This window comes from Actinoplanes sp. NPDC051470 (assembly GCF_040682035.1).
Classification (GTDB): Bacteria; Actinomycetota; Actinomycetes; order Mycobacteriales; family Micromonosporaceae; genus Actinoplanes.
The window spans coordinates 254,547-279,244 of record NZ_JBFBAA010000003.1 but is presented as its reverse complement, the minus strand read 5'-3'; the positions used below and the strand labels follow the sequence as shown (position 1 = coordinate 279,244).

At 71.3% G+C, this 24,698-nt stretch carries 24 protein-coding genes; 16 read left to right on the top strand and 8 right to left on the bottom strand.

Translation table 11 applies throughout. The annotated features are described in order from the left end of the window. Positions 1-32: 32 nt before the first annotated feature. The 3 genes from AB0M54_RS08385 to AB0M54_RS08375 all read left to right on the top strand — a co-directional run bounded on the left by AB0M54_RS08385 (position 33) and on the right by AB0M54_RS08375 (position 3,274). Complete coding sequence (locus AB0M54_RS08385; RefSeq protein WP_364328342.1) at positions 33-1,913, top strand: ATP-binding cassette domain-containing protein; 1,881 nt, start codon at positions 33-35, stop codon at positions 1,911-1,913. Between the two features lie 568 nt (positions 1,914-2,481). Continuing rightward, positions 2,482-2,784 (top strand): thioredoxin family protein, encoded by a 303-nt coding sequence (locus tag AB0M54_RS08380; protein ID WP_364328345.1) that lies wholly within the window; start codon positions 2,482-2,484, stop codon positions 2,782-2,784. A gap of 67 nt (positions 2,785-2,851) precedes the next feature. Further along, positions 2,852-3,274, top strand: coding sequence for a DUF4395 domain-containing protein (locus AB0M54_RS08375; RefSeq protein ID WP_364469890.1), 423 nt, complete (start codon positions 2,852-2,854; stop codon positions 3,272-3,274). A gap of 774 nt (positions 3,275-4,048) precedes the next feature. On the opposite strand, the gene AB0M54_RS08370 is transcribed toward AB0M54_RS08375, so the two are convergent. After that, entirely contained in the window at positions 4,049-4,717 is a 669-nt protein-coding gene (locus AB0M54_RS08370) for a response regulator transcription factor (RefSeq protein WP_014688640.1), read from the bottom strand. A gap of 7 nt (positions 4,718-4,724) precedes the next feature. Continuing rightward, complete coding sequence (locus tag AB0M54_RS08365; protein WP_364470052.1) at positions 4,725-6,350, bottom strand: GAF domain-containing sensor histidine kinase; 1,626 nt, start codon at positions 6,348-6,350, stop codon at positions 4,725-4,727. Positions 6,351-6,582: 232 nt separating this feature from the next. On the opposite strand from AB0M54_RS08365, the gene AB0M54_RS08360 reads away from it, so the two are divergent. Genes AB0M54_RS08360 through AB0M54_RS08335 form a run of 6 tightly spaced genes read left to right on the top strand, consistent with a single transcriptional unit; the run spans position 6,583 to position 12,113 of the window. After that, the gene (locus tag AB0M54_RS08360; protein ID WP_364328351.1) at positions 6,583-7,035 is read left to right on the top strand and encodes an SRPBCC family protein; all 453 of its coding nucleotides are present in this window, start codon (positions 6,583-6,585) and stop codon (positions 7,033-7,035) included. A gap of 17 nt (positions 7,036-7,052) precedes the next feature. Continuing rightward, on the top strand, positions 7,053-8,342 hold the full coding sequence (locus AB0M54_RS08355; protein WP_364469888.1) for a hypothetical protein: 1,290 nt from the start codon (positions 7,053-7,055) through the stop codon (positions 8,340-8,342). Between the two features lie 57 nt (positions 8,343-8,399). Beyond that, positions 8,400-9,350 (top strand): ROK family glucokinase, encoded by a 951-nt coding sequence (locus tag AB0M54_RS08350; protein WP_364328357.1) that lies wholly within the window; start codon positions 8,400-8,402, stop codon positions 9,348-9,350. A 2-nt stretch (positions 9,351-9,352) separates the two neighbouring features. Next, positions 9,353-10,030 (top strand): endonuclease/exonuclease/phosphatase family protein, encoded by a 678-nt coding sequence (locus AB0M54_RS08345; protein WP_364328360.1) that lies wholly within the window; start codon positions 9,353-9,355, stop codon positions 10,028-10,030. Positions 10,031-10,056: 26 nt separating this feature from the next. Beyond that, positions 10,057-11,403, top strand: coding sequence for an NAD(P)-binding domain-containing protein (locus AB0M54_RS08340; protein WP_364328363.1), 1,347 nt, complete (start codon positions 10,057-10,059; stop codon positions 11,401-11,403). Then, on the top strand, positions 11,400-12,113 hold the full coding sequence (locus AB0M54_RS08335) for an alpha/beta fold hydrolase (protein ID WP_364328366.1): 714 nt from the start codon (positions 11,400-11,402) through the stop codon (positions 12,111-12,113). The genes AB0M54_RS08340 and AB0M54_RS08335 overlap by 4 nt, the downstream gene beginning before the upstream one ends. On the opposite strand, the gene AB0M54_RS08330 is transcribed toward AB0M54_RS08335, so the two are convergent. Then, on the bottom strand, positions 12,032-13,540 hold the full coding sequence (locus AB0M54_RS08330; protein ID WP_364328369.1) for a trehalose-6-phosphate synthase: 1,509 nt from the start codon (positions 13,538-13,540) through the stop codon (positions 12,032-12,034). The genes AB0M54_RS08335 and AB0M54_RS08330 overlap by 82 nt on opposite strands. 49 nt (positions 13,541-13,589) lie before the next feature. Next, the gene (locus tag AB0M54_RS08325) at positions 13,590-14,372 is read right to left on the bottom strand and encodes a DUF308 domain-containing protein (RefSeq protein ID WP_364328372.1); all 783 of its coding nucleotides are present in this window, start codon (positions 14,370-14,372) and stop codon (positions 13,590-13,592) included. 125 nt (positions 14,373-14,497) lie between these two features. Here AB0M54_RS08325 and AB0M54_RS08320 point away from each other — a divergent pair, with 125 nt between their 5' ends. Beyond that, positions 14,498-15,292: a lysophospholipid acyltransferase family protein gene (locus tag AB0M54_RS08320; RefSeq protein WP_364328375.1), complete on the top strand. Its 795-nt coding sequence runs from the start codon at positions 14,498-14,500 to the stop codon at positions 15,290-15,292. On the opposite strand, the gene AB0M54_RS08315 is transcribed toward AB0M54_RS08320, so the two are convergent. Beyond that, a complete protein-coding gene (locus AB0M54_RS08315; RefSeq protein ID WP_364328378.1) occupies positions 15,240-15,935 on the bottom strand; it encodes a Crp/Fnr family transcriptional regulator in 696 nt (231 codons plus the stop codon). The two genes, AB0M54_RS08320 and AB0M54_RS08315, sit on opposite strands and share 53 nt — an antisense overlap. Positions 15,936-16,190: 255 nt before the next feature. Between AB0M54_RS08315 and AB0M54_RS08310 the strand changes: the two genes are divergently transcribed. The 4 genes from AB0M54_RS08310 to proC all read left to right on the top strand — a co-directional run bounded on the left by AB0M54_RS08310 (position 16,191) and on the right by proC (position 19,679). Next, positions 16,191-17,072 carry a phosphotransferase gene (locus AB0M54_RS08310; protein ID WP_364469887.1) on the top strand — a complete coding sequence of 294 codons (882 nt, stop codon included), beginning with the start codon at positions 16,191-16,193 and terminating at the stop codon, positions 17,070-17,072. A 21-nt stretch (positions 17,073-17,093) separates the two neighbouring features. Beyond that, the gene (locus AB0M54_RS08305; RefSeq protein WP_364328384.1) at positions 17,094-17,591 is read left to right on the top strand and encodes a polyadenylate-specific 3'-exoribonuclease AS; all 498 of its coding nucleotides are present in this window, start codon (positions 17,094-17,096) and stop codon (positions 17,589-17,591) included. Positions 17,592-17,715: 124 nt separating this feature from the next. Then, on the top strand, positions 17,716-18,744 hold the full coding sequence (locus AB0M54_RS08300) for a 6-phosphofructokinase (protein WP_364328387.1): 1,029 nt from the start codon (positions 17,716-17,718) through the stop codon (positions 18,742-18,744). Between the two features lie 128 nt (positions 18,745-18,872). Further along, the gene (gene proC / locus AB0M54_RS08295; protein ID WP_364328390.1) at positions 18,873-19,679 is read left to right on the top strand and encodes a pyrroline-5-carboxylate reductase; all 807 of its coding nucleotides are present in this window, start codon (positions 18,873-18,875) and stop codon (positions 19,677-19,679) included. 224 nt (positions 19,680-19,903) lie between these two features. Here proC and AB0M54_RS08290 read toward each other — a convergent pair whose 3' ends face one another. Together AB0M54_RS08290 and AB0M54_RS08285 are read right to left on the bottom strand one after the other, a co-directional pair. Then, positions 19,904-20,542 (bottom strand): response regulator transcription factor, encoded by a 639-nt coding sequence (locus AB0M54_RS08290; protein ID WP_364469885.1) that lies wholly within the window; start codon positions 20,540-20,542, stop codon positions 19,904-19,906. Continuing rightward, entirely contained in the window at positions 20,542-21,651 is a 1,110-nt protein-coding gene (locus AB0M54_RS08285; protein WP_364469883.1) for a sensor histidine kinase, read from the bottom strand. The genes AB0M54_RS08290 and AB0M54_RS08285 overlap by 1 nt, the downstream gene beginning before the upstream one ends. A 113-nt stretch (positions 21,652-21,764) precedes the next feature. Between AB0M54_RS08285 and AB0M54_RS08280 the strand changes: the two genes are divergently transcribed. Beyond that, entirely contained in the window at positions 21,765-22,385 is a 621-nt protein-coding gene (locus AB0M54_RS08280) for a hypothetical protein (protein WP_364469881.1), read from the top strand. On the opposite strand, the gene AB0M54_RS08275 is transcribed toward AB0M54_RS08280, so the two are convergent. After that, positions 22,320-22,997 (bottom strand): DUF429 domain-containing protein, encoded by a 678-nt coding sequence (locus AB0M54_RS08275; protein WP_364332450.1) that lies wholly within the window; start codon positions 22,995-22,997, stop codon positions 22,320-22,322. The genes AB0M54_RS08280 and AB0M54_RS08275 overlap by 66 nt on opposite strands. A 230-nt stretch (positions 22,998-23,227) precedes the next feature. Between AB0M54_RS08275 and AB0M54_RS08270 the strand changes: the two genes are divergently transcribed. Continuing rightward, positions 23,228-24,664, top strand: coding sequence for a glycosyl hydrolase family 18 protein (locus tag AB0M54_RS08270; RefSeq protein WP_364332447.1), 1,437 nt, complete (start codon positions 23,228-23,230; stop codon positions 24,662-24,664). Positions 24,665-24,698 lie beyond the last annotated feature (34 nt).

The following is a 24,698-nucleotide window of genomic DNA, read 5'->3' as shown; positions in this document are numbered from 1 at the left end:
CACGGAGCGTCGTCGAGGCGTATCAAGGCGTCATGCAGCCCGACGAGGACGACGAATCGGAACTCGCCCTGCCCTACTGGCTGACCAGCACCTCCGAGGCGGCCACCACCGGCTTCCGGGCCATGCTGCGGCGGCTGCCCAAGCTGCTGCTCGCGGCCGGGCGCATCGCCTGGGAGGCCAGCCCGCGCACCACGACGGCCGTGGTCGTGCTCCAGGCGCTGTCCGGTGTGGTCAGCGCGATCGGGCTGATCAGCGTCGTCGGCGTCTTCGACGGCCTCCTCCGGGACGGCGCGACCCCCGAGCGGGTACGCGCGGCCGCTCCCTCCCTCGTGCTGCTGGTCGCGGCGGTGGCCGTACGCGGAATCCTCACCTCCGCGGCCGCGAGCGCCAACGGCCGGCTCGCCCCCAAGGTCTTCCAGGCGGCCGAGATGCGCCTGCTCACCGTGACGACGCAGGTGGAGCTGACCACGTTCGACGACCCGGAGTGGCGGGACGCCATGCAGCGCGCCCGCGACCGGGGGATCAGCGCCGCCGAACAGGTCGTCAACCAGGCGATCGAGGTGCTCAACAACGTGATCGGGCTGATCGCCGCCGGTGGTGTCCTCGCCGCCCTGCACCCGGCCCTGCTGCCGTTGCTGATCCTCGCCGTGCTGCCGGTGGCCTGGGCGTCGGCCCGCGGCGCCCGGCTGCGGCACCAGAGCCTGCTCAAGATGATCGCCATGTGGCGCCGCCAGCACATGCTGGCGCACCTGCTCGCCGCCCGCGAACCGGCGCCCGAACTGCGCGCGTTCACCCTGCGCGGCTTCCTGCTGGACGAGGTGCGGCGGCTGCTCGCGATGGCCACGAAGCGGGAGATCGCCCTGTCCGACACGGTCGTGCGCACCACGCTGGTCGGGAGCGTGCTGAGCGGCTTGATCACCGGCCTCACCTACGGCGTGCTGCTGTGGCTGCTGTGGACCGGCGAGATGGCGCTGGCGGCGGGCGGCGCGGCCGCGTACGCGATCAATGTGGGCATCGGCAAGCTCTCCGAGCTGGCGTACTCGGCCAACCGGGTGTTCGAGCAGGGGTTGTACTTCGCCGACTTCGAGGGCTTCTGCGAGATGTCGCGGGCCCGCGCCGAGCAGCCGCCCGTCCCCGGTTCCCCCTCGCCCGGCCTCGACGAGATCAGCCTCGCCAACGTGACCTTCACCTACCCCGACGCGGAGCGGCCGGCGATCCAAGACATCTCCCTCACGGTACGGAGGGGAGAGATCATCGCCCTCGTCGGCGAGAACGGGTCCGGCAAGAGCACCCTCGCGGCCGTGATGGCCGGACTGTACCGGCCGGAATCCGGCATCGTCCGATGGGACGGCGCCGACCTCCGGGCCTTCTCGCCCGAAACCATCCGCGACCGGGTGGCCGTGGTGATGCAGGAGCCGACCCGGTGGCCCTTCTCCGCACGCCAGAACATCACCATCGGCCGCCACGACCGCGCCACCGACCACGACCTGGTGCAGGTCGCGGCCCAGGCCGGCGACGCCCACGACTTCGTGATGGAGCTGGCCCGGCAGTACGACACGCTGCTGTCGCGGCACTTCACCGGGGGAGCGGACCTGTCCGGCGGCCAGTGGCAACGCCTGGCCGTGAGCCGCGCCTTCTACCGCGACGCGCCGCTGCTGATCTGCGACGAGCCGACCGCCAACCTGGACGCCCGGGCCGAACACGCGGTGTACCTGCGCCTCCGCGAACTGGCCGCCGGCCGCACGGTCATCCTGATCACCCACCGCATGGCCAGCGTCCGCGAGGCCGACCGCATCTTCGTCCTCGACCACGGCGCGGTGGTCGAAGAAGGTGATCACTCGTCGCTGATGTCCCGTGGCGGCATCTACGCCCAGATGTTCACCCTCCAGGCGAGCGCCTACCAGAACGCCTGATTCCCCTCCGCCGGGTTTGCTCCCTTGCCCTGGGTCTCCTTCGCTGGACGCTGTCTTGCCGGGTCTCCTTCGCCGGACGCACGCTTGCCAGGTCTCCTTCGCCTGATCCCCCTTGCCGGTGGGATTGGTGGGTGGGATCACCTGGTCGGTTCGGCTTGCGGCGTGCCACAGTCGGGACATGACGGTCGGGCTGGTCGTGGTTGCCGTCGCGCTGGTGGGTGCGACGGTGATCGGTCTGTGGCGGCGCGCGTCGGATGGGCGCCTCCGGGCGGCCCCTTCTGGCCGCGCCGCATCTTTCGCCGCGCCTTCGCTCAGCGCTGATTCTTCGATCGCGCCTTCTTCTGGCTCTTCTTCCCTCGCTGGGCCCTCGCCCGGTGCCTCCCACTCCGGCGCCTTCTCGCCCGGCGTCTCCTCTTCCGGCGCCTCCTCGCCCGGATTGTCCCCTTCCGGCGTCTCTTCGCCCGCCCTCTCCCCTTCCGGTGCGGCCGAGTCCGGCGCTTCTGATTCCGGCGGCGCCTCTTCCGGCGCTGTCGATGACGACGCTTCCGCGGCCGGGATTTCGCCGGCGTTGCTCGAGGCGCTTGGCGTCGACCGCAACGCCGAGGCGACGTTGCTGCAGTTCTCGTCGGCGTTCTGTCAGCCCTGCCGCGCAGTCCGTCGGATCAGCGGCGAGGTCGCGGCGATGGTGCCCGGGGTGCGACACGTCGAGGTCGACGCCGAGAGCCACCTGGAGGCCGTGCGGGCGCTGAACATCTGGCGTACCCCCACGCTCCTGGTCCTTGACCGCAACGGCCGCGAGGTAAGGCGTGCCACCGGGGTGCCCGGCAAGCCCCACCTGATCGCCGCCCTGGGCGACGTGCTCGACCGCTGAACTGCACTTCAACAATGGTGATGTCACTCACGGCCGCGTCCCGCCCGCAAGGTGCGACAGTCATGACATGGAGCTAGACCCCCGAGGCCAGCGCTTCGCGGCGTCCATCACCAGCGTCGTGATAATCCTGGTGTTGGTGACCAGATCCCCCTGGCTGGCCCTCGCCCAGACCGCGGTCTTCGCGCTGACCGCCACCAACCCCCGCCGCGGTCCTTACGCCTTGCTCTTCCGCCAGTTCGTCCTGCCCCACGTCGGCCCACCCGCCGAACGCGAGCCCGCCGCCCCCGTCCGCTTCGCCCAAACCGTAGGCCTGGCCTTCCTGGGCGCAGCCACCATCGCCTTCTTCGCCGGCGCGCCGGTCGTCGGTCTGATCTTCGCGGGCCTCGGGCTGGTCGCCGCCTTCCTGAACGCAGCTTTCGGCCTCTGCCTGGGCTGCGAGGCCTACCTGGCCCTGCGCCGCCTGACCGCCGCCCGCAACTCGGCCGCCTGACGGCCGCGCAACTCGGCCGCCCGCAACTCGGCCGCCCGCAACTCGGCCGCCCGCAACTCGGCCGCCCGCAACTCGGCCGCCTGACGGCCGCCCGCAACCGCGTCGTTTGTCGCTGGCCGTCGACCGCCCGCAACCTCGTCGCCTAAATCCACATTCCGCTGCCGCTGTGGACAACTCGTCGTTCTGTCGTACCCGGCGGCTACATTCCTGCCCACCCACAAGGGCGGGGGAGGCGGTGGCGCGCGAGCTGCGAAGCAAGATCAATTGAAATCGCCAAAGCGAGATTCTGCGCCGCGCGGCGCAGAGCCCGGCGATGTTGATGGTTGTGCCGACCGCGCTCGAACCCGCGTGAAGCCGTCCGTCATGGGGTGCTCGGGCGAAGAATCCCCCGATCGGGTGAATGGCCGGGTGCCGGATCGGTGACGAGAAAGGGCCGAAGATCCGGCCGTCAGGAATCGCCGTAGAAGCCGGGAATGCCGGGAACCGCCGGAGCGGCAAGCCTCACGCCGCTGCCGAAGCGCCGGCCGCCAGGGCCCCGGAAGAGCCGTTCGCCTCGGCCCCGGAACGCCAATCACTCAGCCCGTGAAACCCCAACAATCCAGCCCGAGAAGGCCGACAATCCAGCCCCGGGAGACCGACAATCCAGCCCCGGAAGACCGACAACCCAGCCCTGGAACGCCGATCACTCAGCCCCGGAACGCCCGAAAATCAGCCCGGAACGCCGACCGCCCGGGCGCGGTGAAGCGGCCGGGCGGGTCAACGGGGTGGTGCGGGTCAGAACTTGGGGGCGTCCGGGGCTTCCAGGAGGCCGAGGCGGAGGGCGGTCATCAGGGCCTGGGCGCGGTTGGCGGCGCCCAGTTTCTCGTACAGCTTGGAGATGTGGGTCTTGGCCGTGGACTCGGAGACGAAGAGCTGCTTGGCGATGCCGGCCACGCTCATGCCGTCGGCGAGCAGGCGGAGAACCTGGCCCTCGCGTGGCGACAGTTGCGGGCCGCTCGGCGCCAGGCGGCGCTTCATGGCCTCGGCCAGGTCGGCGGCGGTGAACGCGCTGGGTGCGCTGGCGGCGTGCCGGGCGGCCGCCACCACCTCGTCGGCGGGCGCCGTTTTGGGGACGAACGCGCTGGCCCCGGCCTCGAGAGCGCCGAAGAGCTGGTCGTCGCCCGCGTACATGGTGAGGACCACGATGCCCATGTTGGCGTTGTTCTTGCGGAGGGCACGGGTGGCTTCGAGGCCACTGCCGTCGGGCAGCCGGAGATCCATGATCACGACGTCGGGCTGCAGGGCGCCGGCCTGGCGTACGGCCTCGGCCGCCGTGGCGGCCTCACCGACAACCTCGAACTGCCGGTCGCGCTCGAATGCGTGTCGCAGCCCCTTACGAATCAAGTCATGATCGTCGACAAGGAGGACCTTGGTGCGCGTCGTCGGCGCAGGACTGGTCGACATGCTCGGGTTACTCCCCTTCTGGAGCGGGAACGCTATCCCGCACGCTATCGCGCCTAGCGGCTGTGCCAAGCACCACGGCTACGGTTGTCCCGCTGGGGTGTCGTGGCGTGATCTTGAGCTTCCCGCGAATTCGTTCGGCACGTTCGGCCATGATGGTGAGCCCGTAACGACCGTCGGGGCGGTCGTCCGCGAAACCTTTGCCGTCGTCCGAGACGGTGATCTCGGCGTACGGCGGATCGATGGTGCAGGTGACCCATAGATTGGACGCCCCTGCGTGCTTCCGCGCATTGGTGATTGCTTCTTGGGCGATGCGCAGCAATTCCGCCTCGGTCGCGGCGGGCAGCCGGGCCGTGGACTCGTCGAAGGTGAAGTGCACGCGCAGGCCGGCCGGCGTGCCGATGGTCCGGGCGTACTCGGCGATGGCCGCCGCCAGGCCGCCGTTGCGATCGACCTCCGAGCGCAGCTCGAACAGGCTCAGCCGCAGCTCGGTGATCACCCGGGTGACCTCGGCCCGCAGCGACCGCAGTTCCTCGGCCGTCTCCTCGGCGCCCTCGGGCAGGGTGGCCTGGGCGTTGTCGATGCCGTACCCGACCATCACCAGTTCCTGCGCGACCCCGTCGTGGATCTCACGGGCCAGCCGCTGACGTTCCTCGTTGGTGGCCAGCGATCGCACGTCGTCGAAGAGCAGGGCGGCCTCGAGGCGCAGCGCGGCCGGGCCGGTCACGTCGGTCACCTGGGCCACGACCGGTGAGGGGTACGCCTGCGCGATGTCCGCCTCGAGGATCACCAAGCCGATCGTACGGACACCGGCGACCAGGGGCACCACCAGCGACGATGACGCGTCGCCGCCGCGGTGGGAGCGGGCCTGGGAACGGTTGGCGGTCTGTGGCTGCTGGGTGGCCCAGGCGTCGGCGATGGCCGAGTCGGCGTCCAGCGTGGTCTCCCAGTCGACCCGCTCGGCGCCGCTCTGGGCGAGCACCACGAGCCGCCCGCCGCCGCTGGTCGAGAGCACGGCGGCCCGCTCGCCCGGCGCGACCTGGCGCAGTTCGTCGAGCAGGTGCTCGGAGATGCCGCCCGGGTCGAGCGTGGCGCCGGGCAGCGAACGGGCGACGCTGCGCAGCTGGGTCAGCAGCCGGGTGGCCTCGGCGTACGGCTGGGGCGTGGGTGGGGGTGGCGCCATGAACTGGCGCATCGTGTCGGCGGCGAAGGTGACGATCGCCCCGAGGACCAGCCACTGGCCGCCGGCCGCGAGGAAGCCGGGCTGGGTGATCGGCAGCGGGTCGCCCATCAGGGTGCCGCCCGCGACCATCGAGACCGCGGCCACGCCGAGCAGGGCGGCGCCTTCGGTCGGCCGGCGGCGCAGGCTCGCGGTCAGCAGCGGGACGGCCAGGTAGGGGAGGATCACCTCGGCGCCGAACCCGGCGTACTCGCCGATCCGGTCGGCCGCGGCCGCGACGGAGCCGGCGGCGAGGCCGGTGATCGCGACCTCGGCCACCCGCCCGAGCGGCGCCAGCCACCGGTGGTCCGGCGCGAGGAACGCGGGCAGCGCGGCGACCAGCAGCAGCGCGATCCAGCGGAGCTGGCCGATGTCTTCCGTCGCGATCAGGGTCAGCGCCGCCACGAGGGCGAGCATGACGATGCGCGCGGCCACTGCCAGGGGCTGGACGCGGGTGGGGGCGGTGGGGGATCCGGGCACGTCACGGATGGTAGCGGCATGGTCGGTGAACGGCCCATCGGCGGACCGGCGCTGAACCCGGGTCCCCCATTCGCCGCCGGTGCTGACGCCCCGGACCAGAATTCGGGGACCCGGGTTTGGGCAACCCTGCACGGTCAGTTTGTCGTGGGTGCGCGGTAACCTCCGGGGCATGGCGGACACCTCGACACAGTCGATCCGGATCGCCGCGCCCCTCGATCGGGTCGCGGCGGTGATCTGCGATTTCGCGCGATACCCCGAGTGGGCCGACGCGATGAAACAGGTCGAGGTGCTGAGTGAGTACGAGGATGGGTACGCGGCCGAGGTCCGGTTCGTCATCGACGCCGGTGTGCTGGCCGACGACTACACGCTCGAATACTCGTACGCCGAGGATCTCTCCCACATCGAGTGGAGCCTGGTGAAGCCGTCCAAGACGCAGAAGTCGCAGGACGGCTCCTACGATCTGGAGGCGGACGGTGACGGGGCGACTACGGTGACGTACACGCTCGCGGTGGAGTTGTCGGTGGGAATGCTCGGCATGTTCCGGCGCAAGGCCGAAAAGATGATCATGGATACGGCGCTGAAGCAGCTCAAGCGTCGTGTGGAGGCCTCTGCGGAGGCGTGACCGGCGAGGAGCGCGGTATGGCGGGAGAGACGGGTTCGGCGCGGCAGGAGGCCGAGCGACTGGTCGCCACCGTGCTCGCGATGACGAGCCAGGCGTCCGACGACACGGTCGCGGCGACGGCCGACCGGATCGTGTCCGGCCTGGGCCAGATGGGCTCGACGGTGGCGGGTTTCGTGACCCGCGCGACCGAGGCCGCGTCGGGGGGATCGGCGGCCGCTTCAGGCGGGTCGGAGGCCTCGAAGACGGCGGAGGCCTCGAAGACGTCGGCGGCGCCGGAAGGCGAGCCCGACGAGCCGAGGACCGGGCCGAAGCCCGCGGCTGAGGGTGATCCGTGGGCGCGGGCTACGGCGTCCCCATCATCGGCGACCGACAGCGCGGCCGAAAGAGACAGCGCGGCCGAGCACGAGAGCGCGGCCGAGCACGAGAGCGCGGCCGAGCACGAGAGCGCGGCCGAGCACGAGAGCGCGGCCGAGCACGAGAGCGCGGCCGAGACAGAGACCACGGCCGAGGGCGACCCCTGGGCCCGTGCGACGGCGCCGCCGTCGCCGGCCGACGAGGGTGATCCGTGGGCCTGGGCCACCGGTGCGGTGCGGCGGGTGATGGGTCAGGGCGGTGACGATCGGCCGGGTACGCACGTGAGCTACGGCTGGTCGACCGGCAGCGTCGAGTGCTGTGTCTGCCCGGTCTGCCGGACGATCGCCTCGATGCGGAACCCGACCCCCCACACGGCGGAACGGCTCGCGACCGGCGCGGGGGACATCGCGACCGGCGTGGCCACGCTGATGCGGGCGTTCTCGGCGATGTCCGGCACCAGGCCCAAGCCGCCCCGGCGCAGAACGGCGCCGCCGCCTCCGCCCGACCCCGATCTCGCCTGGTCGGCGGCCACCCGGCGCGGCTCGGCGCCGGTCGATGTCGCGGACGCGCCCGACGACCAGTCACCGTGGACGGCCGCGACCCGGGCCGCCAACAGCGAGGCCAACAAGGAGGCGGCCGAGCGGGCGGCGCTGGCCAGGGCCGAGCGTGAGCGGGTCGCCAAGGCGAAGGCGGAGTCGGCCGCGCGGGCGAGGCTGGCCCGCGCCGAGGCCGCCGCCCAGGCAAAGGCAGAGGCCGCGAAGGCCGATGTCGAGGGCGCGACCGGTGGCCCGGGCCCGACCCCGGCGGGCGGCGAGGCGCGGCCGTGGGGCTGGGGCGGCGGCGACCGGGCGGGTGATGTCTGGGCCCGGGCCACCGCAGATCCCGGGGTTGGCGGCGCGACCGGCGGGCCCACCGTGGATCATGATGAGACGGGCGACGCGGCCCGCGACTGATCGACGGGGCAAGCCGGTCAAAAGGCATGCGGGACAGGGCCAGAGGGGACGGGCAGCGTGACGCTGACCATCGGAATCGATGTCGGTGGGACCAAGGTCGCCGGCGGGGTGGTTGACGAGCACGGCACCGTGCTGGCGTCCAACCGCAAGCCCACGCCCGCGGAGGACCAGGCCGGGACCCGGGACACGATCGTCGAGGTGGCCGCCGAGCTGGCCCGGGAACATCCGGAGGCGACGGCCATCGGCATCGGCGCGGCCGCCTGGATCGACGCCGCGGGCTCGACCGTCCTGTTCGCCCCCAACCTGGCCTGGCGGGACGAGCCGCTGCGCGACTACGTGTCCAAGGCGGTCGGTCTGCCCACCGTCCTGGAGAACGACGCCAACGTGGCGGCCTGGGCCGAGTTCCGGTTCGGGGCGGCCCGCAACGCCGACGACTCGATGGTGATGATCACCGTGGGCACCGGCATCGGCGGCGGGATCGTGATCAACGGCGGCCTGTGGCGCGGCGCCAACGGGATGGCCGGCGAGCTGGGCCACATCCAGTCGGTGAACGACGGCCACCCGTGCGGCTGCGGCCGGCTCGGCTGCCTGGAGCAGTACGCCAGCGGCAACGCCCTGGTGCGCTTCGCCCGGGCCGGGGCGCGGCAGGAACCGGACCGCGCCCGGCTGCTGCTCGACCTGGCCGGCGGCGACCCCCTGGCGATCACCGGCCGGCAGATCACCGAGGCGGCCCACCACGGCGACGGCGTGGCCCGGGACGCGTTCGCCCAGATCGGCTACTGGCTGGGCGTGGCCATGGCCGACCTGGCGCAGTCCTTCGACCCGCAGATCCTGGTGATCGGCGGCGGCGTGATCGACGCGGGTGACCTGCTGATGGGCCCGACCGAGAGCACCTACCGCGATCAGCTGGCCGCCCGGGGCCGCTTCCCGGTGGCCGAGGTCAAGGCGGCCGAGACCGGCAACACCGCGGGTGTCCTCGGCGCGGCCGACCTGGCCCGGCGGATCTGATCATGACCGGGATCCCGCTGCGGGTGATGACCTACAACGTGCACGGTCTCAAGGACGACCGGGCGGCCCTGACCGGCCTGATCCGCGACGCCGAGCCCGATGTCGTGCTGGTGCAGGAGGCGCCGCGCCGGTTCCGGTGGCGGCACAAGTGCGCGGCGCTGGCCGACGACGCCGGCATGGTGGTCGGCGCCGGCGGCCTGCCGTCGCTGGGCAACCTGATCCTGGTCAGCCTGCGGCTCAGGGTGCTGCGATCGTGGTGCGTCCGCTATCCGCTGACGCCGGGACGGCACATGCGCGGCGCCGCCTTCGCGACGTGCGCGGTGCGGGGGGCCGAGTTCACGGTCTCCGGTTCGCACCTGTCGACCGATCCGGTCGAGCGCCCGGAGCAGGCGGCCCGCTGGAAGCAGGAGCTGTCGGCGATCGACGGCATCGTGATCGCCGGTGGTGACATGAACGAGGGGCCGGGCGGGGGCGCCTGGCGTACGGTCGCCGATGGTCTCGGCACCGACGACGCCGGCATCCTCACCTTCCCGGCGCGGCTGCCCCAGCACCAGCTCGACGCGGTGTTCGCCCACCCGGGCGTGACCATCGACAAATACGCTGTGATCGACACGGACCAGGCACGTCTGGCGTCCGACCATCTTCCGGTCATCGCGGACCTGAGACTCCCTTCCGCATAAGCGGGAGTCTCTGCGAGGATTCGCGGGTGCCAGAGACACCCGGAGTCGCCGACCGCCGAGATGCCGTGTGCGTCATCGGCGCGGGCGCGAGCGGCCTCACCGCGATCAAGAACCTGCGCGAGCACGGGTTCGCGGTCGACTGCTACGAGCGCGAGACGTCCGTGGGCGGCGGGTGGAACTGGCGGCATGACCGCAGCCCGATCTCGTCCGCCACCCACCTGATCTCGTCCCGCCCGCTCTCCGAGTTCCCCGACTTCCCGATGCCCGACGACTGGCCCGACTATCCACACCACGCCCAGGTCCTGTCCTATCTGGAGCGGTACGCCGAACACTTCGGGCTGGGCGAGCATGTCTGGTTCGGCACCGAGGTGGCGTCGGTCGTGCCGGTGGGGGACGGCCGGTGGGACGTGACCACCCACAGCACCGGTGGCGGGGCCGAGCGCACCCAGCGGTACGCGGCCGTCGTGGTGGCGAACGGGCACAACTGGGCGCCGCGGATGCCCGAGATCGAGGGCGAGTTCCGAGGGCGCTTCCTGCACGCGAGCGCGTACAAGAACCCGGCGGTTCTGCGTGGCCGCCGCGTGCTGGTGATCGGCGGCGGCAACTCGGGCTGCGACATCGCGGTCGAGGCGGCCCAGCAGGCCGCCGAGGTGTGGCATTCGACCCGGCGCGGTTACTGGTACGCCCAGAAGTACGTGTTCGGCCGCCCCGCCGACCAGTCCGCCGCCCTGATGCGGCGCCTGCGCCTGCCGATGTGGCTGCGCGACTGGCTCTACCGCCGGACGGTGCTCGCCACCTCCGGCGACCCGGCGCGGTTCGGGCTGCCGACGCCCGACCACGGCCCGTACGAGTCCCATCCGGTCGTCAACAGCCAGCTCATCCACTACCTGGGCCACGGCCGGATCACCCCGGTGCCCGACGTCGCCCGGTTCGACGACGCCGCGGTCGAGCTGACCGACGGCACCCGGGTCGAGCCCGACCTGGTGATCGCGGCGACCGGTTACCGGCCGCAGTTCGAGTTCCTGGCGCCGGAGCTGCTCGACCTCGACGACGATGGCCGGCCCGATCTTCATCTGCACGCGTTCGCCCGGCGGCACCCGACGCTCGCCGTGGTCGGCCTGCTCCAGTCCGACTCGCCGGGGCTGCTCCCGCTGGCCCACTGGCAGAACGTCGCCGTGGCGCGCTGGCTCCGGCTGCGTACGGCCGACCCGGTGCGCGCGGCGGCCGTGCAGCAGGCCGAGTCGAAGCGCCCCCTGGAGCAGTGGTCGCGGAGCAAGACCGTGCCGACGGCGCGTCACTGGTTCGAGGTGAGCGGCGTCGACTATCTGAAGGTGCTCGCGGAGCTGTTGAAGCGGTTGGAGCCGGCGCCATGAACCTACTGCGCTTCGAGGACTGGACATCGCCGGTGCGGCCGGTACGCCGCCGGGTGCTGAGCGAGGTGCCGGCCGACGCGTCCGAGCCGCCGGTGCTGTTCGTGCCCGGCCCGGCGTTCGGCGCCGGGGTGTTCGCCGAGCACTGGCTGGCCCACACGGCCGGTCGCGGCTTCCCGGCCCACGCGCTGACCGCCCGTGAGAACGGTTCCCTCCGCGAGTACGCGCACGACGTCGTCCAGACCGCCGCGGCCCTGCCCCGGCAGGCCGTGCTGGTCGGGCACGGCGTCGGCGCGATGATCGTGGCCCGGGCCGCCACCCGCTACCCGGCGCGGGCGATCGTGCTCGCCGGCCCGGTGCTCGACCGGTGGGCGACGATCCGGCAGGCCCTCACGGTCAACCCGGCCGGCGCGATCCCGGCGATCTTCGGCGGCCGGATGCGGCTCAACCGGCGGCAGGCCGGTCATGGCTCCATCCCGGCGCGGTTGCCGGCGTTCCAGATGGAGAAGCCGGTCGGCGACCCGCCCGTGCTCGTGGTGGGCAGCCCCGACGACAAGGTGGTGCCGCGCGCCTCCCTCGACCGCACGGCCGCGCGGTACGGCGGCGCGCCCCTGCTCTTCCCCGGGATGGGTCACGACCTGATGGTGGGCGACGGCTGGGCCGAGCCGATCGACGCGATCCTCGACTGGCTGGGCAAGGAACTGACGGTCTGAGCCGGCGGCGGGATCAGCTCGGCGATCCGGCCGGTCCGGTCCAATGTGGTGAGATAGTCGCGCGCCCAGCGGACGATGTCGTGCCGGCTCAGGTGGTCGCGCATCGCCACCATCCGCTTCGACAGGTCGTCCGGCCGGGTGTCCATGGCCTCCAGCAGGGTCGCCTTCAGCCCGTCCACGTCGTGCGGGTTGACCAGGAACGCCTCTTCCAGCTCGGCCGCGGCGCCGGCGAACTCGCTGAGCACCAGCGCGCCGGTCCCGTCGGTGCGGGCGGCCACGAACTCCTTGGCCACCAGGTTCATCCCGTCGCGCAGTGGCGTCACGACCATCAGGTCGGCGGTGCGGTAGAGCGCGGCCAGCTCGGCCCGGTCGAACGGCTGGTTCAGGTAGTGGATGGCGGGCTCGCCGACCCGGCCGTACTCGCCGTTGATCCGCCCGACCTCGCCCTCGATCCGGTCGCGCAGCGTCTGATAGCTCTCCACCCGCTCGCGGCTGGGCACCGCCACCTGCACCATCACCGTGTCGCGGACCTTGACCCGCCGGTCCCGCAGCAGTTCGCTGTACGCGGTCAGCCGGTGCTCGATGCCCTTGGTGTAGTCGAGCCGGTCGACGCTGAGCAGCACCCGCTTCGGCTGGCCCAGGTCGGACCGCAGCTGCCGCGCGCGGTTCATCACGTCCGGCCGGGCGGCCAGGGCGCTCATCTCGGCGACGTCGATCGAGACCGGGAAGGCTCGGGTACGCACGACCCGGTCGCCCTCGGGCGAGCTCAGCACGATCTCGTCGTCGGTGGCCGCCGCCCCCAGCAGCTTGGTGGCGAGCTGGGCGACGTTGTGGGCCGCCTGCGGCCGCTGGAAGCCGACCAGGTCGGCCCCGAGCATCCCGCGCAGCAGCTCGACCCGGCGGGGGAGCTGCATGTAGAGCTCCGGCGGCGGGAACGGCACGTGCAGGAAGAAGCCGATCAGCAGGTCGGGCCGCAGTTGCCGGAGCATCGCCGGGACGAGCTGGAGGTGGTAGTCCTGCACCCAGACCGCGGCCTTGGGCTCGGCCACCTCGGCCGCGGCCTCGGCGAACCGCCGGTTGACCGCGCGGTAGGTCTCCCACCAGCCGCGGTCGAAGACCGGCGGCTCGACGGCGTCGTGGTAGAGCGGCCAGAGGGTGGAGTTGGCGAAGCCCTCGTAGTAGCCGCGCAGCTCGTCCTCGCTCAGCCCGACCGGGCGGATGCGCAGGCTGCCGATGTCGGGGAGGGCGGGCGCGTCGCCGATGCCGCCGCCCCAGCCCACCCAGGTGGCCGGCGTGTTCTGCAGGATCGCGTGCAGGGCGCTGGCCAGACCGCCGGGGCTGCGTCTCCATTCACAGGCACCGTCGGGGGCCGCGTTGTCGTCCAGGGGCAAACGGTTGGCAACTACCACCAGTGAGCTCTGACGCACCACGACAGGTTACGCCACAACTACGCACCGAAGTATCGGCGGGGATAAATCACACAACGGCGCCGTCGTCGTAATCCTCGTCGTCGTCATCGCCGGACCGCAGGCGCCAGACCAGCGTGACCGCGCCGGCCACGATCGCGCTGAAGCCGAACAGCGTGACCAGATCGCCGTCCACCGGGATCAGGGTCGGGCGCAGGAACAGCACGAACCCGACCACGATGGCCAGCACGCCGGCGACCGCGTACTTGCTGAACCGGGGGAGCGGCGGCGGGGGCGGCGGGATGTAGCGGTCCTCGTCGTCGTCCGGGACGTCGGCGCCGAAGGTGTCCAGACCGTCCAGCAACGACGGTTCCGGCGCGGGCTGCGGATCGGTGCGCCGGCGGTTCAGGGTGATCCCTGAGATGTCCGTGGCGGACGGCATCGGGGGAGACGGGCGGGGCTGGTCGGCGCTCTCGGCCGCCTTCTCCTCGGGCAGGGTGTGGAAGCCGGCGATGATCTTCGCCCACTCGGCGTCGACCTCGGTCTGGCTGACCTCGGGCCGCGGCGGCGGCGTCGGGCTCACCCCGCCGGTCAGCTTGTGCAGCTGCTCGCGAGCGGCCTCGAGCTGGGTGCGGTCGACGAAGAGCCGGTCGGTCGGCCGGCCCGGGAGGGTGGTGGTGCGCAGCACCGGGTTGAGATCGGCCGACGGCTGGAGATACGCCGCGATGCCCGCCGCGGCCAGCACGTCGAGCAGGTGTTCGCCCACGCGCGGATCCACATCACCGGCCACCGCGTAATCGGCAGCGTCGAGCCCGTTGTCCCGCCGCCCGCGACGGGCGCCACCCGTAGACACCCTGGCACTCTCCCTCGCCCGTCCTGTCGGCAATGGTGACACGACAGGGCCCCTTTACGGGAGTGCGTCGTCGCGGCGCGCTCCCGGTACTCTCGTGTGACCTGACGCACTCGGAGAGGTCATCGGTGTTCTACTGGTTGCTCAAGTACGTCCTGCTCGGGCCGGTTCTGCTGCTGCTCTTCCGCCCGCGGGTCGACGGTCTGGCCAACGTGCCCGGGTCGGGGCCGGTGATCCTGGCCTGCAACCACCTTTCCTTCTCCGACTCGATCTTCACACCGCTGATCGTCCGGCGGAGGGTGACGTTCGTCGCGAAAGCGGAGTACTTCACCGGTAAGGGGGTCAAAGGCTGGCTGATGCGCCAGTTCTTCTCCGGCACCGGGACCATCCCGGTGGACCGCTCGGGCGGCAAGGCGGCCCAGGCGGCCCTGGACACGCTGCTGCGGGTCCTGCGCGAGGGTGACGTCGCGGGCATCTATCCCGAGGGCACCCGCTCGCCGGACGGCCGGCTCTACCGCGGCAAGACCGGCGTCGCCCGCCTCGCCCTGGAGAGCGGGGCGGTGGTGGTGCCGGTGGCCCATCTGAACTCCGACGAGATCCAGCCCACCGGAAAGATGATTCCCAAGGTCAAGCGGGTACGGATGAGGTTCGGCGCCCCGCTCGACTTCTCCCGGTACGCGGACCGCCGCGGCGACCGGTTCGTCGAGCGGGCGGTCACCGACGAGATCATGTACGAGATCATGACGCTGACCGGCCGCCCCTACGTCGATGTCTACGCCTCCACGCTGAAGACGACGGTCGAGAGCCCCGCGCCGAAGGCGCCGGCCGGGAGCCCCGCGCCGAAGGCCGGGGGCCCCGCCGAGCCCGCCGCTAGCGAGGCGCCTCCATCCCCGCGCGACGCCGCAGCGCCGAAACGTCCGTGACCACGATCCGCCGGCCCTCGGTGCGCAGCCACCCCCGGTTGGCGAAGGAACCGATCGCCTGGTTGACGCTCTGCCTCGAGCCGCCGGCCATCTCGGCCAGCTGACTCTGGTTGAGCTCGATGGTGATCATCGGCGCCTGACTCTCGCCGGCCAGCCGGACCAGGGTCTTGGCCACCCGGCCGGGCAGGTCGAGGAAGACGTGGTCGGTGTTCTGCTCGGTGAGCCGCCGGATCAGCGCGCCGACCGAGCGCATCACCGCGTCGAGGATGCGGGGGTTGGAATGGACCAGTTCCATGAACGCGGCCCGGGACAGGGCCAGGGCCTGGGTGTCCTCGATCGCCTCGGCCGAGGCGGACCGGGTCGACGCGTCGAGCAGCGAGACTTCGCCCAGGACATCGGGTGGGCGCGCCACGGTGAGCACCGCGCGTTCGCCTGAGGGTGCGGTGCGGAAGACGGCGACCGCCCCACGCTTGAGGATGATCAATGATTCGCCAGGGTCATGCTCCACAAAAAGAATCTGGCCCTTGCGATAGGTGCGCGGAACCGCCGCACCCAGTACACGGGCGCGTACCTCTGGTTCGAGGCCGGCGAACATATCCACGCTGGCCAGCGGATCACCGGGATCCGGCAGGCGATGGTCCACGACTCCATCCTCCCCGGTCAGGGCCTTGATCGCGCTGCTCGGGGGACGCCATCCCGATGAGCGACGATCACTCATAGCATGAAGAGCGCCCGGGGTGCCACGTGATACGTCAGTTGCAAAATTCGCGTCGCGAGGCGCTGTCCCCCTCCGATCATGCTCCAGCAATCGCTTTCTGTATAGACGACAATCGCGAAGCGTGATTGTCGCCCACGGTGTCCGTCGGATGTACGCGGCGTGCCGGAATAATCCTCCGCCGTGCCGGACGACGACCTCCTTCGATCCCTTCTGCGTGATCACTGGCATCTCGCGCCGAGCCGGATCACCGCCCTCGAGTGGGGTCAGATGTCCTGCGCCTGGGAGGTGCTCGCCGGCGACGAGCGGTACGTGTGCCGGCTGGTCGACGATTATGCCGCCCGCCCGGTGGAGGCCGGCCTGGCCGCGGCGGAACACCTGCGCGACTGGGGGATCGCGGTCGGCGCTCCCGTCCGTACCCTCGCCGGGGCCTTGACCGCGACCACCTCGACCGGCGTCCTCTCCGTCTCGCACCGCGTGCCGGGCCGGTCCCTGGCCGGCTGCGACCCGGTCGACCAGCAGTGGTGGGGCGACCGGCTCGGCGCCATGCACCGGGTGCTCCAGCGGTTCCACCACCCGGGCCTGCGCGCCTGGCAGCTGATCGACCTGGACGCGCCGCACCTGGGCGTCGAGCCGTGGCTGCGCCCCGCGGTCACCGACGCGGTCAACGCCGCCGTCCGGCTCACCGTCACCGACCGCCTCACCTACGGCGTGCTGCACGGCGACCCGGCCCCGGCCGGCTTCGTGGTCGACCCGGACACCGGGCGGGCCGGCCTGTTCACCTGCGGCGCGAGCGGCACCGGACCACTGGCCTACGACGTCGCCGCGGCCGTGGTGTACGCCGGCGGCCCGCCCGCCGCCGCCGAGTTCCTGGACGGCTACCTGGCCGCCGGGCCGGTGCACCGCGACGAGGTGGAGGCCGCGCTGCCGGTGCTGATCCGGTTCCGCTGGGCGGTGCAGGCGGACTGGTCGGCGCGGCAGCTCGCCGGTGGCGGGGCGTGCCCGGCGGAGGCGCGCCAGGCGCTCGCGACCGCACGGGAGGCCCTGGAGTCACCCGGCCTTTAGCCATGGGCGAGGATGGACCCGATGGTCTACCGCTATTTCTACGACTGCGAGTTCATCGAGGACGGCCGCCTGGTCGACCTCGTCTCGATCGGCGTGGTCGACGAGTTCGGCCGCGAGTTCTACGCGGTCTCCACCCAGTTCGACGACACCCGGGCCGTGCCCTGGGTGCGCCGCAACGTGCTGGACAAGCTGCCCAGCCCGGCCGACCCGGCCTGGCGCTCCCGCGAGCGGATCCGCGACGACCTGCACGCCTTCCTGATGGAACCGGTGAAGGGCCGCGACGAGCAGATCGAGCTCTGGGCCTGGTACGCGGCGTACGACCACGTGGCGCTGGCCCAGCTCTGGGGCGCGATGCCGGCCCTGCCCCGGGAGATCCCGCGTTTCACCAAGGATCTCCGCCAGCTCTGGGACGATCGGGGGCGGCCGCCGTTACCCACCGCGACCGGCCGACATGACGCTTTGGTGGACGCGAAACATAATCTTGCCCGCTGGCAGAAGATGAACGACGGGCCGTTTTGATCCGGGGTCGTGACGCCCACTACAGTGCGCATGCGGCCCCGGGCCCCCGGAACGGCAACGTTGCCGAAATGTCGAGGAGGCGTGCCGGGCGTCTCGCGTTCCATCTTTGGAAGGACGAGTCATCATGCGTATCGGCGTGCTCACCGGCGGCGGCGACTGCCCCGGTCTGAACGCGGTGATCCGGGCGGTGGTGCGCAAGGGCGTCGCCACGTACGGACACGAGTTCGTCGGGTTCCGGGACGGCTGGAAGGGCCCGCTCGAGGGTCTGACGAAGCCGCTCGGCATCGCCGAGGTGCGTGGCATCCTGCCGCGCGGCGGCACCATCCTCGGCTCCTCGCGCACCAACCCGTTCAAGATCGAGGGTGGCGTCGAGCGGATCAAGCAGAACCTGGCCGACCAGGGCGTCGACGCGCTGGTCGCGATCGGCGGCGAGGACACCCTCGGCGTCGCCACCAAGCTGTTCGACCTGGGCGTGAATGTTGTCGGCGTGCCGAAGACGATCGACAACGACCTGAACGCGACCGACTACACGTTCGGCTTCGACACCGCGGTGAACATCGCGATGGAGGCGATCGACCGGCTGCACACCACCGCCGAGTCGCACCACCGCACGCTGGTCGTCGAGGTCATGGGCCGGCACGCCGGCTGGATCGCGCTGCACGCCGGCCTGGCCGGTGGCGCGAACGTGATCCTGCTGCCCGAGCGCAACTTCGACGTGGAGCAGGTCGCGACCTACGTGACCAAGCGCTTCCAGGTCGAGTACGCGCCGATCGTCGTGGTCGCCGAGGGCGCGCAGCCGCTCGAGGGCCAGATGCAGCTGGTCAGCCAGGAGAAGGACTCGTTCGGTCACGTGCGCCTGGGCGGCATCGGCCAGTGGCTGGCCGAGCAGCTCGAGGAGAAGACCGGCAAGGAGGCCCGCACGGTCGTCCTCGGTCACATCCAGCGCGGCGGCACGCCGACCGCGTTCGACCGGGTACTCGCCACCCGCTTCGGCCTGCAGGCGATCGACGCCGTCAACGAGGGCGACTTCGGCAAGATGATGGCCCTGCGCGGCACCGACATCGCGCGGGTTCCGCTGGCCGACGGCACCGGCGAGCTGAAGACCGTCCCGATCGAGCGGTACGACGAGGCCGAAGTCTTCTTCGGCAGCTGAGCTGTCCGCCACTCCGGCCCTATTTGCGCAGGGAGAACTTGGGCATTCGGGTGCCGGGCGGCAGGTTGGGCTGGTCTCTACTGCAGGGGCTGGGCTTCGTCGGCGGGTGATCTCTTCGGAGGGGTTTCATGACGGTTGCGGTGATTGGCACTGGGAAGATCGGCGAGCTGGTTGTGAGCGGACTGCTCAGGGCCGGGCGGCCGGCGTCCGAGTTGCTGATCACCGCCCGTCGGGCCGAGCGGGGCAAGGAGCTGCACGAACGCTACGGCGTCCGGGTGGTCGACAACGTGACTGCCGTGCAGGAAGCGGACATCCTGGCCATCGCGGTGAAGCCGCAGGACGCCGGGACGCTGCTCGACGAGATCCGGGCCGCGATCCCGCCGGGCAAGCTGGTCGTCTCGCTCTGCGCCGGCCTGCCCACCAAGTTCTTCGCCGATCGGCTGCCCGAGGGCACCCCGGTGGTACGGGTCATGACCAACACCCCGGCGGTGGTCGACCAGGCCATGACCGCGATCTCGGCCGGTCCGCACGCGACCGCGTCACACCTGGAGATCGCCGAGGACATGTTCCGGCCGCTCGGCTCGGTCATCCGGGTGCCCGAGTCCCAGCAGGACGCGGTCACCGCGCTCTCCGGCTCGGGCCCGGCCTACTTCTACCTGCTGGTCGAGGCCATGGTGGACGCGGGCATCCTGCTCGGGCTGCCCCGGCAGGTGGCCCACGAGCTGATCGTGCAGACCGCCATCGGGTCGGCGATCATGCTGCGCGACTCCGGCGAACACCCGGTGAAGCTGCGCGAGGCGGTCACCTCACCCGCGGGCACGACCATCTCGGCCATCCGCGAGCTGGAGAATCACGGGGTACGCGCGGCCATGCTCGCCGCCCTCGAAGCGGCCCGTGACCGCGCCCGCGAGATCGCCGAGCAGAGCGCCGGCTGACTGACCGCCACTCCGGCTGACCGCCACTCCGGCTGACCGCCACTCCGGCTGACCGCCACTCCGGCCCTATTTGCGCTACCCGACGTCCGGCGTAATTCTCACCCCTGGTTGGTCCCCGCTTCGTCGCCTTTGGATGCGTTGTCCGGCTTTCCTCCAGCTTGGCGGGACCGCGTCCCTTCCGCTCGGCCGGGCTAACCGCGCGTCCTTTCCTGCCGCGCCCGCGGCTAGAGCCAACCGTTGTCCTTTGCGTGCAGCGCGGCCTGTACCCGGTCGCGGAGGCCGAGCCGGTTCAGGATCCGCGACACGTGGTTCTTCACCGTTCCCTCGCTGAGGAAGAGCTCCTTGGCGATCTGGCGGTTGGTCTCGCCCCGCGCGACCAGCTTGAGCACATCAAACTCGCGCTCGGTCAGGTCGGGTCGCCGCCGGGCGGCCGGCCTCGCCAGGTCGAGCGCGGACATCAGCCGCCGGACCGCCGCGGCGTCGTGTTGGTCGACGCCCGCGTGGGCCAGCCGCACGGCCTGGGCCAGCTCGCGCACCGGCAGGTCCTTGAAGAGGTAGCCGCTGGCCCCGGCGCGCATGGAGTCGAGCACGTATTCCTCGTCGTTGAACGTGGTCAGCATCAGCACCCGGCAGGAGGGCAGTTCGTCGCGGATCATCTCGGCCGCGCGGATCCCGCCGAGCACCGGCATCTTGATGTCCATCAGCACCACGTCGGGCTTGACCTCGAGGGCGCGCTCGACCGCCTCGCGCCCGTCCCCGGCGGTGCCGACCACCGTGATGCCCTCCTGGAGGCCGAGCAGGGAAGCGATGCCCTCGCAGACGAGCACCTGATCGTCGACGACCATGACGCGGACGTCGGTCATCAGGCCCCCACCCGGGCTGTGACCCGGGTGCCGCGGCCGGGCTCGGATTCGATGTGGAGCGCCCCGCCGACCGAGGCCACCCGCTCACGCATCCCGGCCAGCCCGTTGCCGGTCGCCAGCTCCGGCACGAAGCCGCGCCCGTTGTCCTCGACCTCGAGCTCGACCCTCACCTCGCCGAACCGCACCGACACGTAGACCACGTCGGCCCGCGCGTGTCGCCGGGCGTTGGTCAGCGCCTCCTGTGCCACCCGGTAGAGCGTCTCGAGCTCGTCGCGGCGTTGCCCGCCCTCGGTGCCGGTCAGCTCGACGGAGACCGAGAAGCCCGGGTCGTCGAGCCCGTCGGCGAGCACCGCCACCGCGCGGGTCAGCGAGAAGTGATCGGCGCGCAGCGTGCTCACCGACTCGCGTACCTCGGACAGGGCCCGGCCGGTCGCCGAGCGAGCGTCGCCGACGGCCCGGTCGGCGACCGTCGGGTCGCGTTCCCGGAACGCCTCGGCCTTCTCGAGTTGGACGCTGATCGCGGTCAGGTGGTGGCCCAGGCTGTCGTGGATGTCGCGGGCCAGGCGGTTGCGCTCGGCCGTGGCGCTCAGCTCGGCCACCTGTTGTTGTGCCTCGTGCAGCTCGGCGAACAGCCGCTCGGCGCGCACCCGGCTGCGGCGCTGGCGGTCGGCGACCGCGGCGGTGGCGATGGTCAGCACCATGCCGACGAAGAGCATCAGCAGGTCGGAGACGATCTCGGGGTCGGTGGCCCAGCCCGGCGTGAACGACGCCCGGATCGTCCCGGCGGCCAGGTAGCCCGCCGCCAGGCCGATGCTCCACCGGCGGCCGAGGGAGAAGTAGGCGAAGAACGGCACCAGGACGTAGAGCGGCCGGGCGAAGCCCGCGTCGTCGAACGCGACCACCACTTCGATCAGCGCCATGCGGGTCAGCAGCAGCCCGATGCCTCGTCCGGTCGGCTTGATCTGCTCGACCCCGAGCAGCGCGACCAGCGCGGCCGCGAACCACACCGGCGACCAGCCGGGGGAGAGGCCCGCGGCGGCGTAGTAGAGCCCGGTGCTCAACACCGCGAGGTAGAGCACCGAAGCCATCCAGCGCAACGGGGGAGCCATGCGCACCACGGTAGGGAGGTTCGGTGGCTCTCGGACAGTGCCGATAGTCATGTGCCGCGCCGGTGCCGATCGGCACTGTCGGCGGACCGGGTGGCTTCGGCACCGTGGCCGGCATGAACCACTATCGCCTGGCCGGTTACGCCGGTCTGCTCGGCGGGGCGCTCACGCTGATCGCCGCCGCCCGCCGCGCCGGCCTGATCCCTGAGAACTCGTTCACCCACGCCCTGGCCCCGCCCGCGACCGCGCTGCTGCTGCTCACCCTGACCGCGTTCTACCTGGTCCAGCGCGAGCGGGCCGGGCGGCTCGGGCTGACCGGCTTCGTGCTCAACCACCTCGGGCTCAGCGGCCTGTTCGCGGTCGAGTTCCTGACCCACGCCGTGCTCCAGTTCCAGGACGCGGCGACCCGCGAGCAGGTGCTGACCGGCCCCGGCCGGCCGTACTTCGTGGTGGTGGCCTTCACGTTCCTGACCGGGGTGGTCCTCTTCGGCGTGGCGTCGTGGCGGGCCGGGGTGCTGCCGCGCGGCGCGGTCGCGCTCTACGTTGCCGGTCTGAGCGCGGCCGCGTTACGCGCCACCGTGCCCGAGGCCGTCTACCTGGGTGGCCTGGTGGCCGGCTCGGCCGGCGTGCTCTGGCTGTCGGTGGCGTTGTTGTCGAAGCCGGGCGGCGCGTCAGTACCAGATCGCGATCCGGGCACCGTTGGCCTCCTCGGGCGGCGAGGGGTGCGACATGGCTGAGCCGGTGGCCATCCGATGAGCGCTCCACGCCACGGCGGCCGCGTCCAGGATGTCGTCCGGCGGCGCCTGCCCGGCCGGTCCGAGATTGTCCGGGAGCACGATCCCGTGCCGCGCGAGCAGTTCCCGGCGGCGGGCCTGACCGGTCCAGGTCTTCTTGGCGTACGCCAGGGGCTCGCCGGCCATCTGCCGGAACGACACCTCGGGGTGCGCCTCGAAGAGGAGTCCCGGGTGGCGTTCCCAGATCGCGTTCGCCTCCAGCAGCTTGGGCCGCAGCGCCCAGGACTGCCGGCTCAGCCCCGACCCGGTCAGCTCGCGGCAGCGCCGGTTCGCGGTGGCGAAATCCGATTCCTGCCAGACCGCCCGCGGCGGCACCCGGAAGACGCTGCCGCGGCGCGGTCCGAGCTGGTCGGCGGCGAGGGTGTCAGCGGCGCGCCACCGGTCGGGCAGCATGCCTAATGGAATGTCCACCCCGATCACCGCGGCGCCCGAGCTCCCGGCCACGATCTCGTACAGGGTGGACGCCAGCAGCGCCCGGCCGAACTGGCCCTCGCGCAGCTCCACACCCACCCAGCCCAGGGCATATGCGTCGACGCCGATGACGTTCACGGTCATCGCACGCCCTCTGGGGACCGACGGTGGTCGATGCCCTCGGCGTTGTTGGTCATGACCGCAGACTACGCGCCGTGGTGGTTTGAGTGCACGCCGTACTGCTGACTGTCGAAAACTTAAGCCTGTGCTCAATCCGTGTGGACCATCTTGACTGACGTCGATGAATGTGACTACCGTCTCCTCAACTTTCGTTTTGGAAAGTTTCCTAAATGTTCAGGTCATGAGGAGACGCCGTGCAGAAATCCCTACGCCGCGCTCTATGGGCCGGGGCGATCGTTGCGGTCACGGCCGCCGCGATGCCCATGGTCCAGGCGTCTGCAGCGGAAGCTTGTGCGCCCGCATGGAGCGCCACGCAGGTCTACAACGGTGGCAACACCGCTTCCTATCAGGGCAAGAACTACCAGGCCAAGTGGTGGACCCAGAACGAGAACCCGGCGCAGAAGAGCGGCGAGTGGGATGTCTGGAAGAACCTCGGGGCCTGCGGTGGGACCACCCCGCCCTCCGACCCGCCGACCACCCCGCCCACCGATCCCCCCACCGACCCGCCGGGCAACGGCGGCAAGAAGGTCGTCGGCTACTTCGCCGAGTGGGGCGTCTACGGCCGCCAGTACTTCGTGAAGAACATCGTCACGTCGGGCTCGGCCAGCAAGCTGACCCACATCCTGTACGCGTTCGGCAACACCACCGGCGGCCAGTGCTCGATCGGTGACTCGTACGCCGACTACGACATGGCCTACACCTCGGCCAACAGCGTCGACGGCGTGGCCGACACCTGGGACGCCGGCGCCCTGCGCGGCAACTTCAACCAGCTCCGCAAGCTCAAGCGGGCATACCCGAACATCAAGGTGATCTGGTCGTTCGGCGGCTGGACCTGGTCCGGCGGCTTCACCCAGGCCGCGGCCAACCCGACGGCTTTCGCCAACTCCTGCTACAACCTGGTCAAGGACTCCCGCTGGGCCGACGTCTTCGACGGCATCGACGTCGACTGGGAGTACCCGAACGCCTGTGGCCTGAGCTGTGACTCCAGCGGCTCGGCCTCGTACAACAACGTGGTCTCCGCGCTGCGCAACAAGTTCGGCTCGAGCTTCCTGGTCACCTCGGCGATCTCGGCCGACGGGTCGAACGGCGGCAAACTGGACGCGGCCGACTACGCCTCGGGCATCAGCAAGCTCGACTTCGTGATGCCGATGACCTACGACTACTACGGCGCGTTCAGCGCTCAGGGTCCGACGGCGCCGCACTCGCCGCTGACCTCCTACTCGGGCATCCCGACCAACGGCTTCTGGTCGGACGCCGCGATCCAGAAGCTCAAGGCCAAGGGCGTGCCGGCGAACAAGATGCTGCTCGGCATCGGGTTCTACGGACGCGGCTGGACCGGTGTCTCGCAGGCCGCACCGGGTGGCTCCGCCAGCGGGGCGGCACCGGGCACCTACGAGGCGGGCATCGAGGACTACAAGGTCCTCAAGAACAGCTGCCCGGCGACCGGCACCGCCGGTGGCACCGCCTACGCCAAGTGCGGCAGCAACTGGTGGGGCTACGACACCCCGTCGACCGTCGGGACCAAGATGACCTACGTGAAGAACCAGGGCCTCGGTGGCGCGTTCTTCTGGGAGTTCTCCGGTGACACCAGCAACGGCGAACTGATCTCGGCCATCAAGAACAACCTCTGATCCTCCCTTCCTCACCAGAAGGAGCGGGGCACCG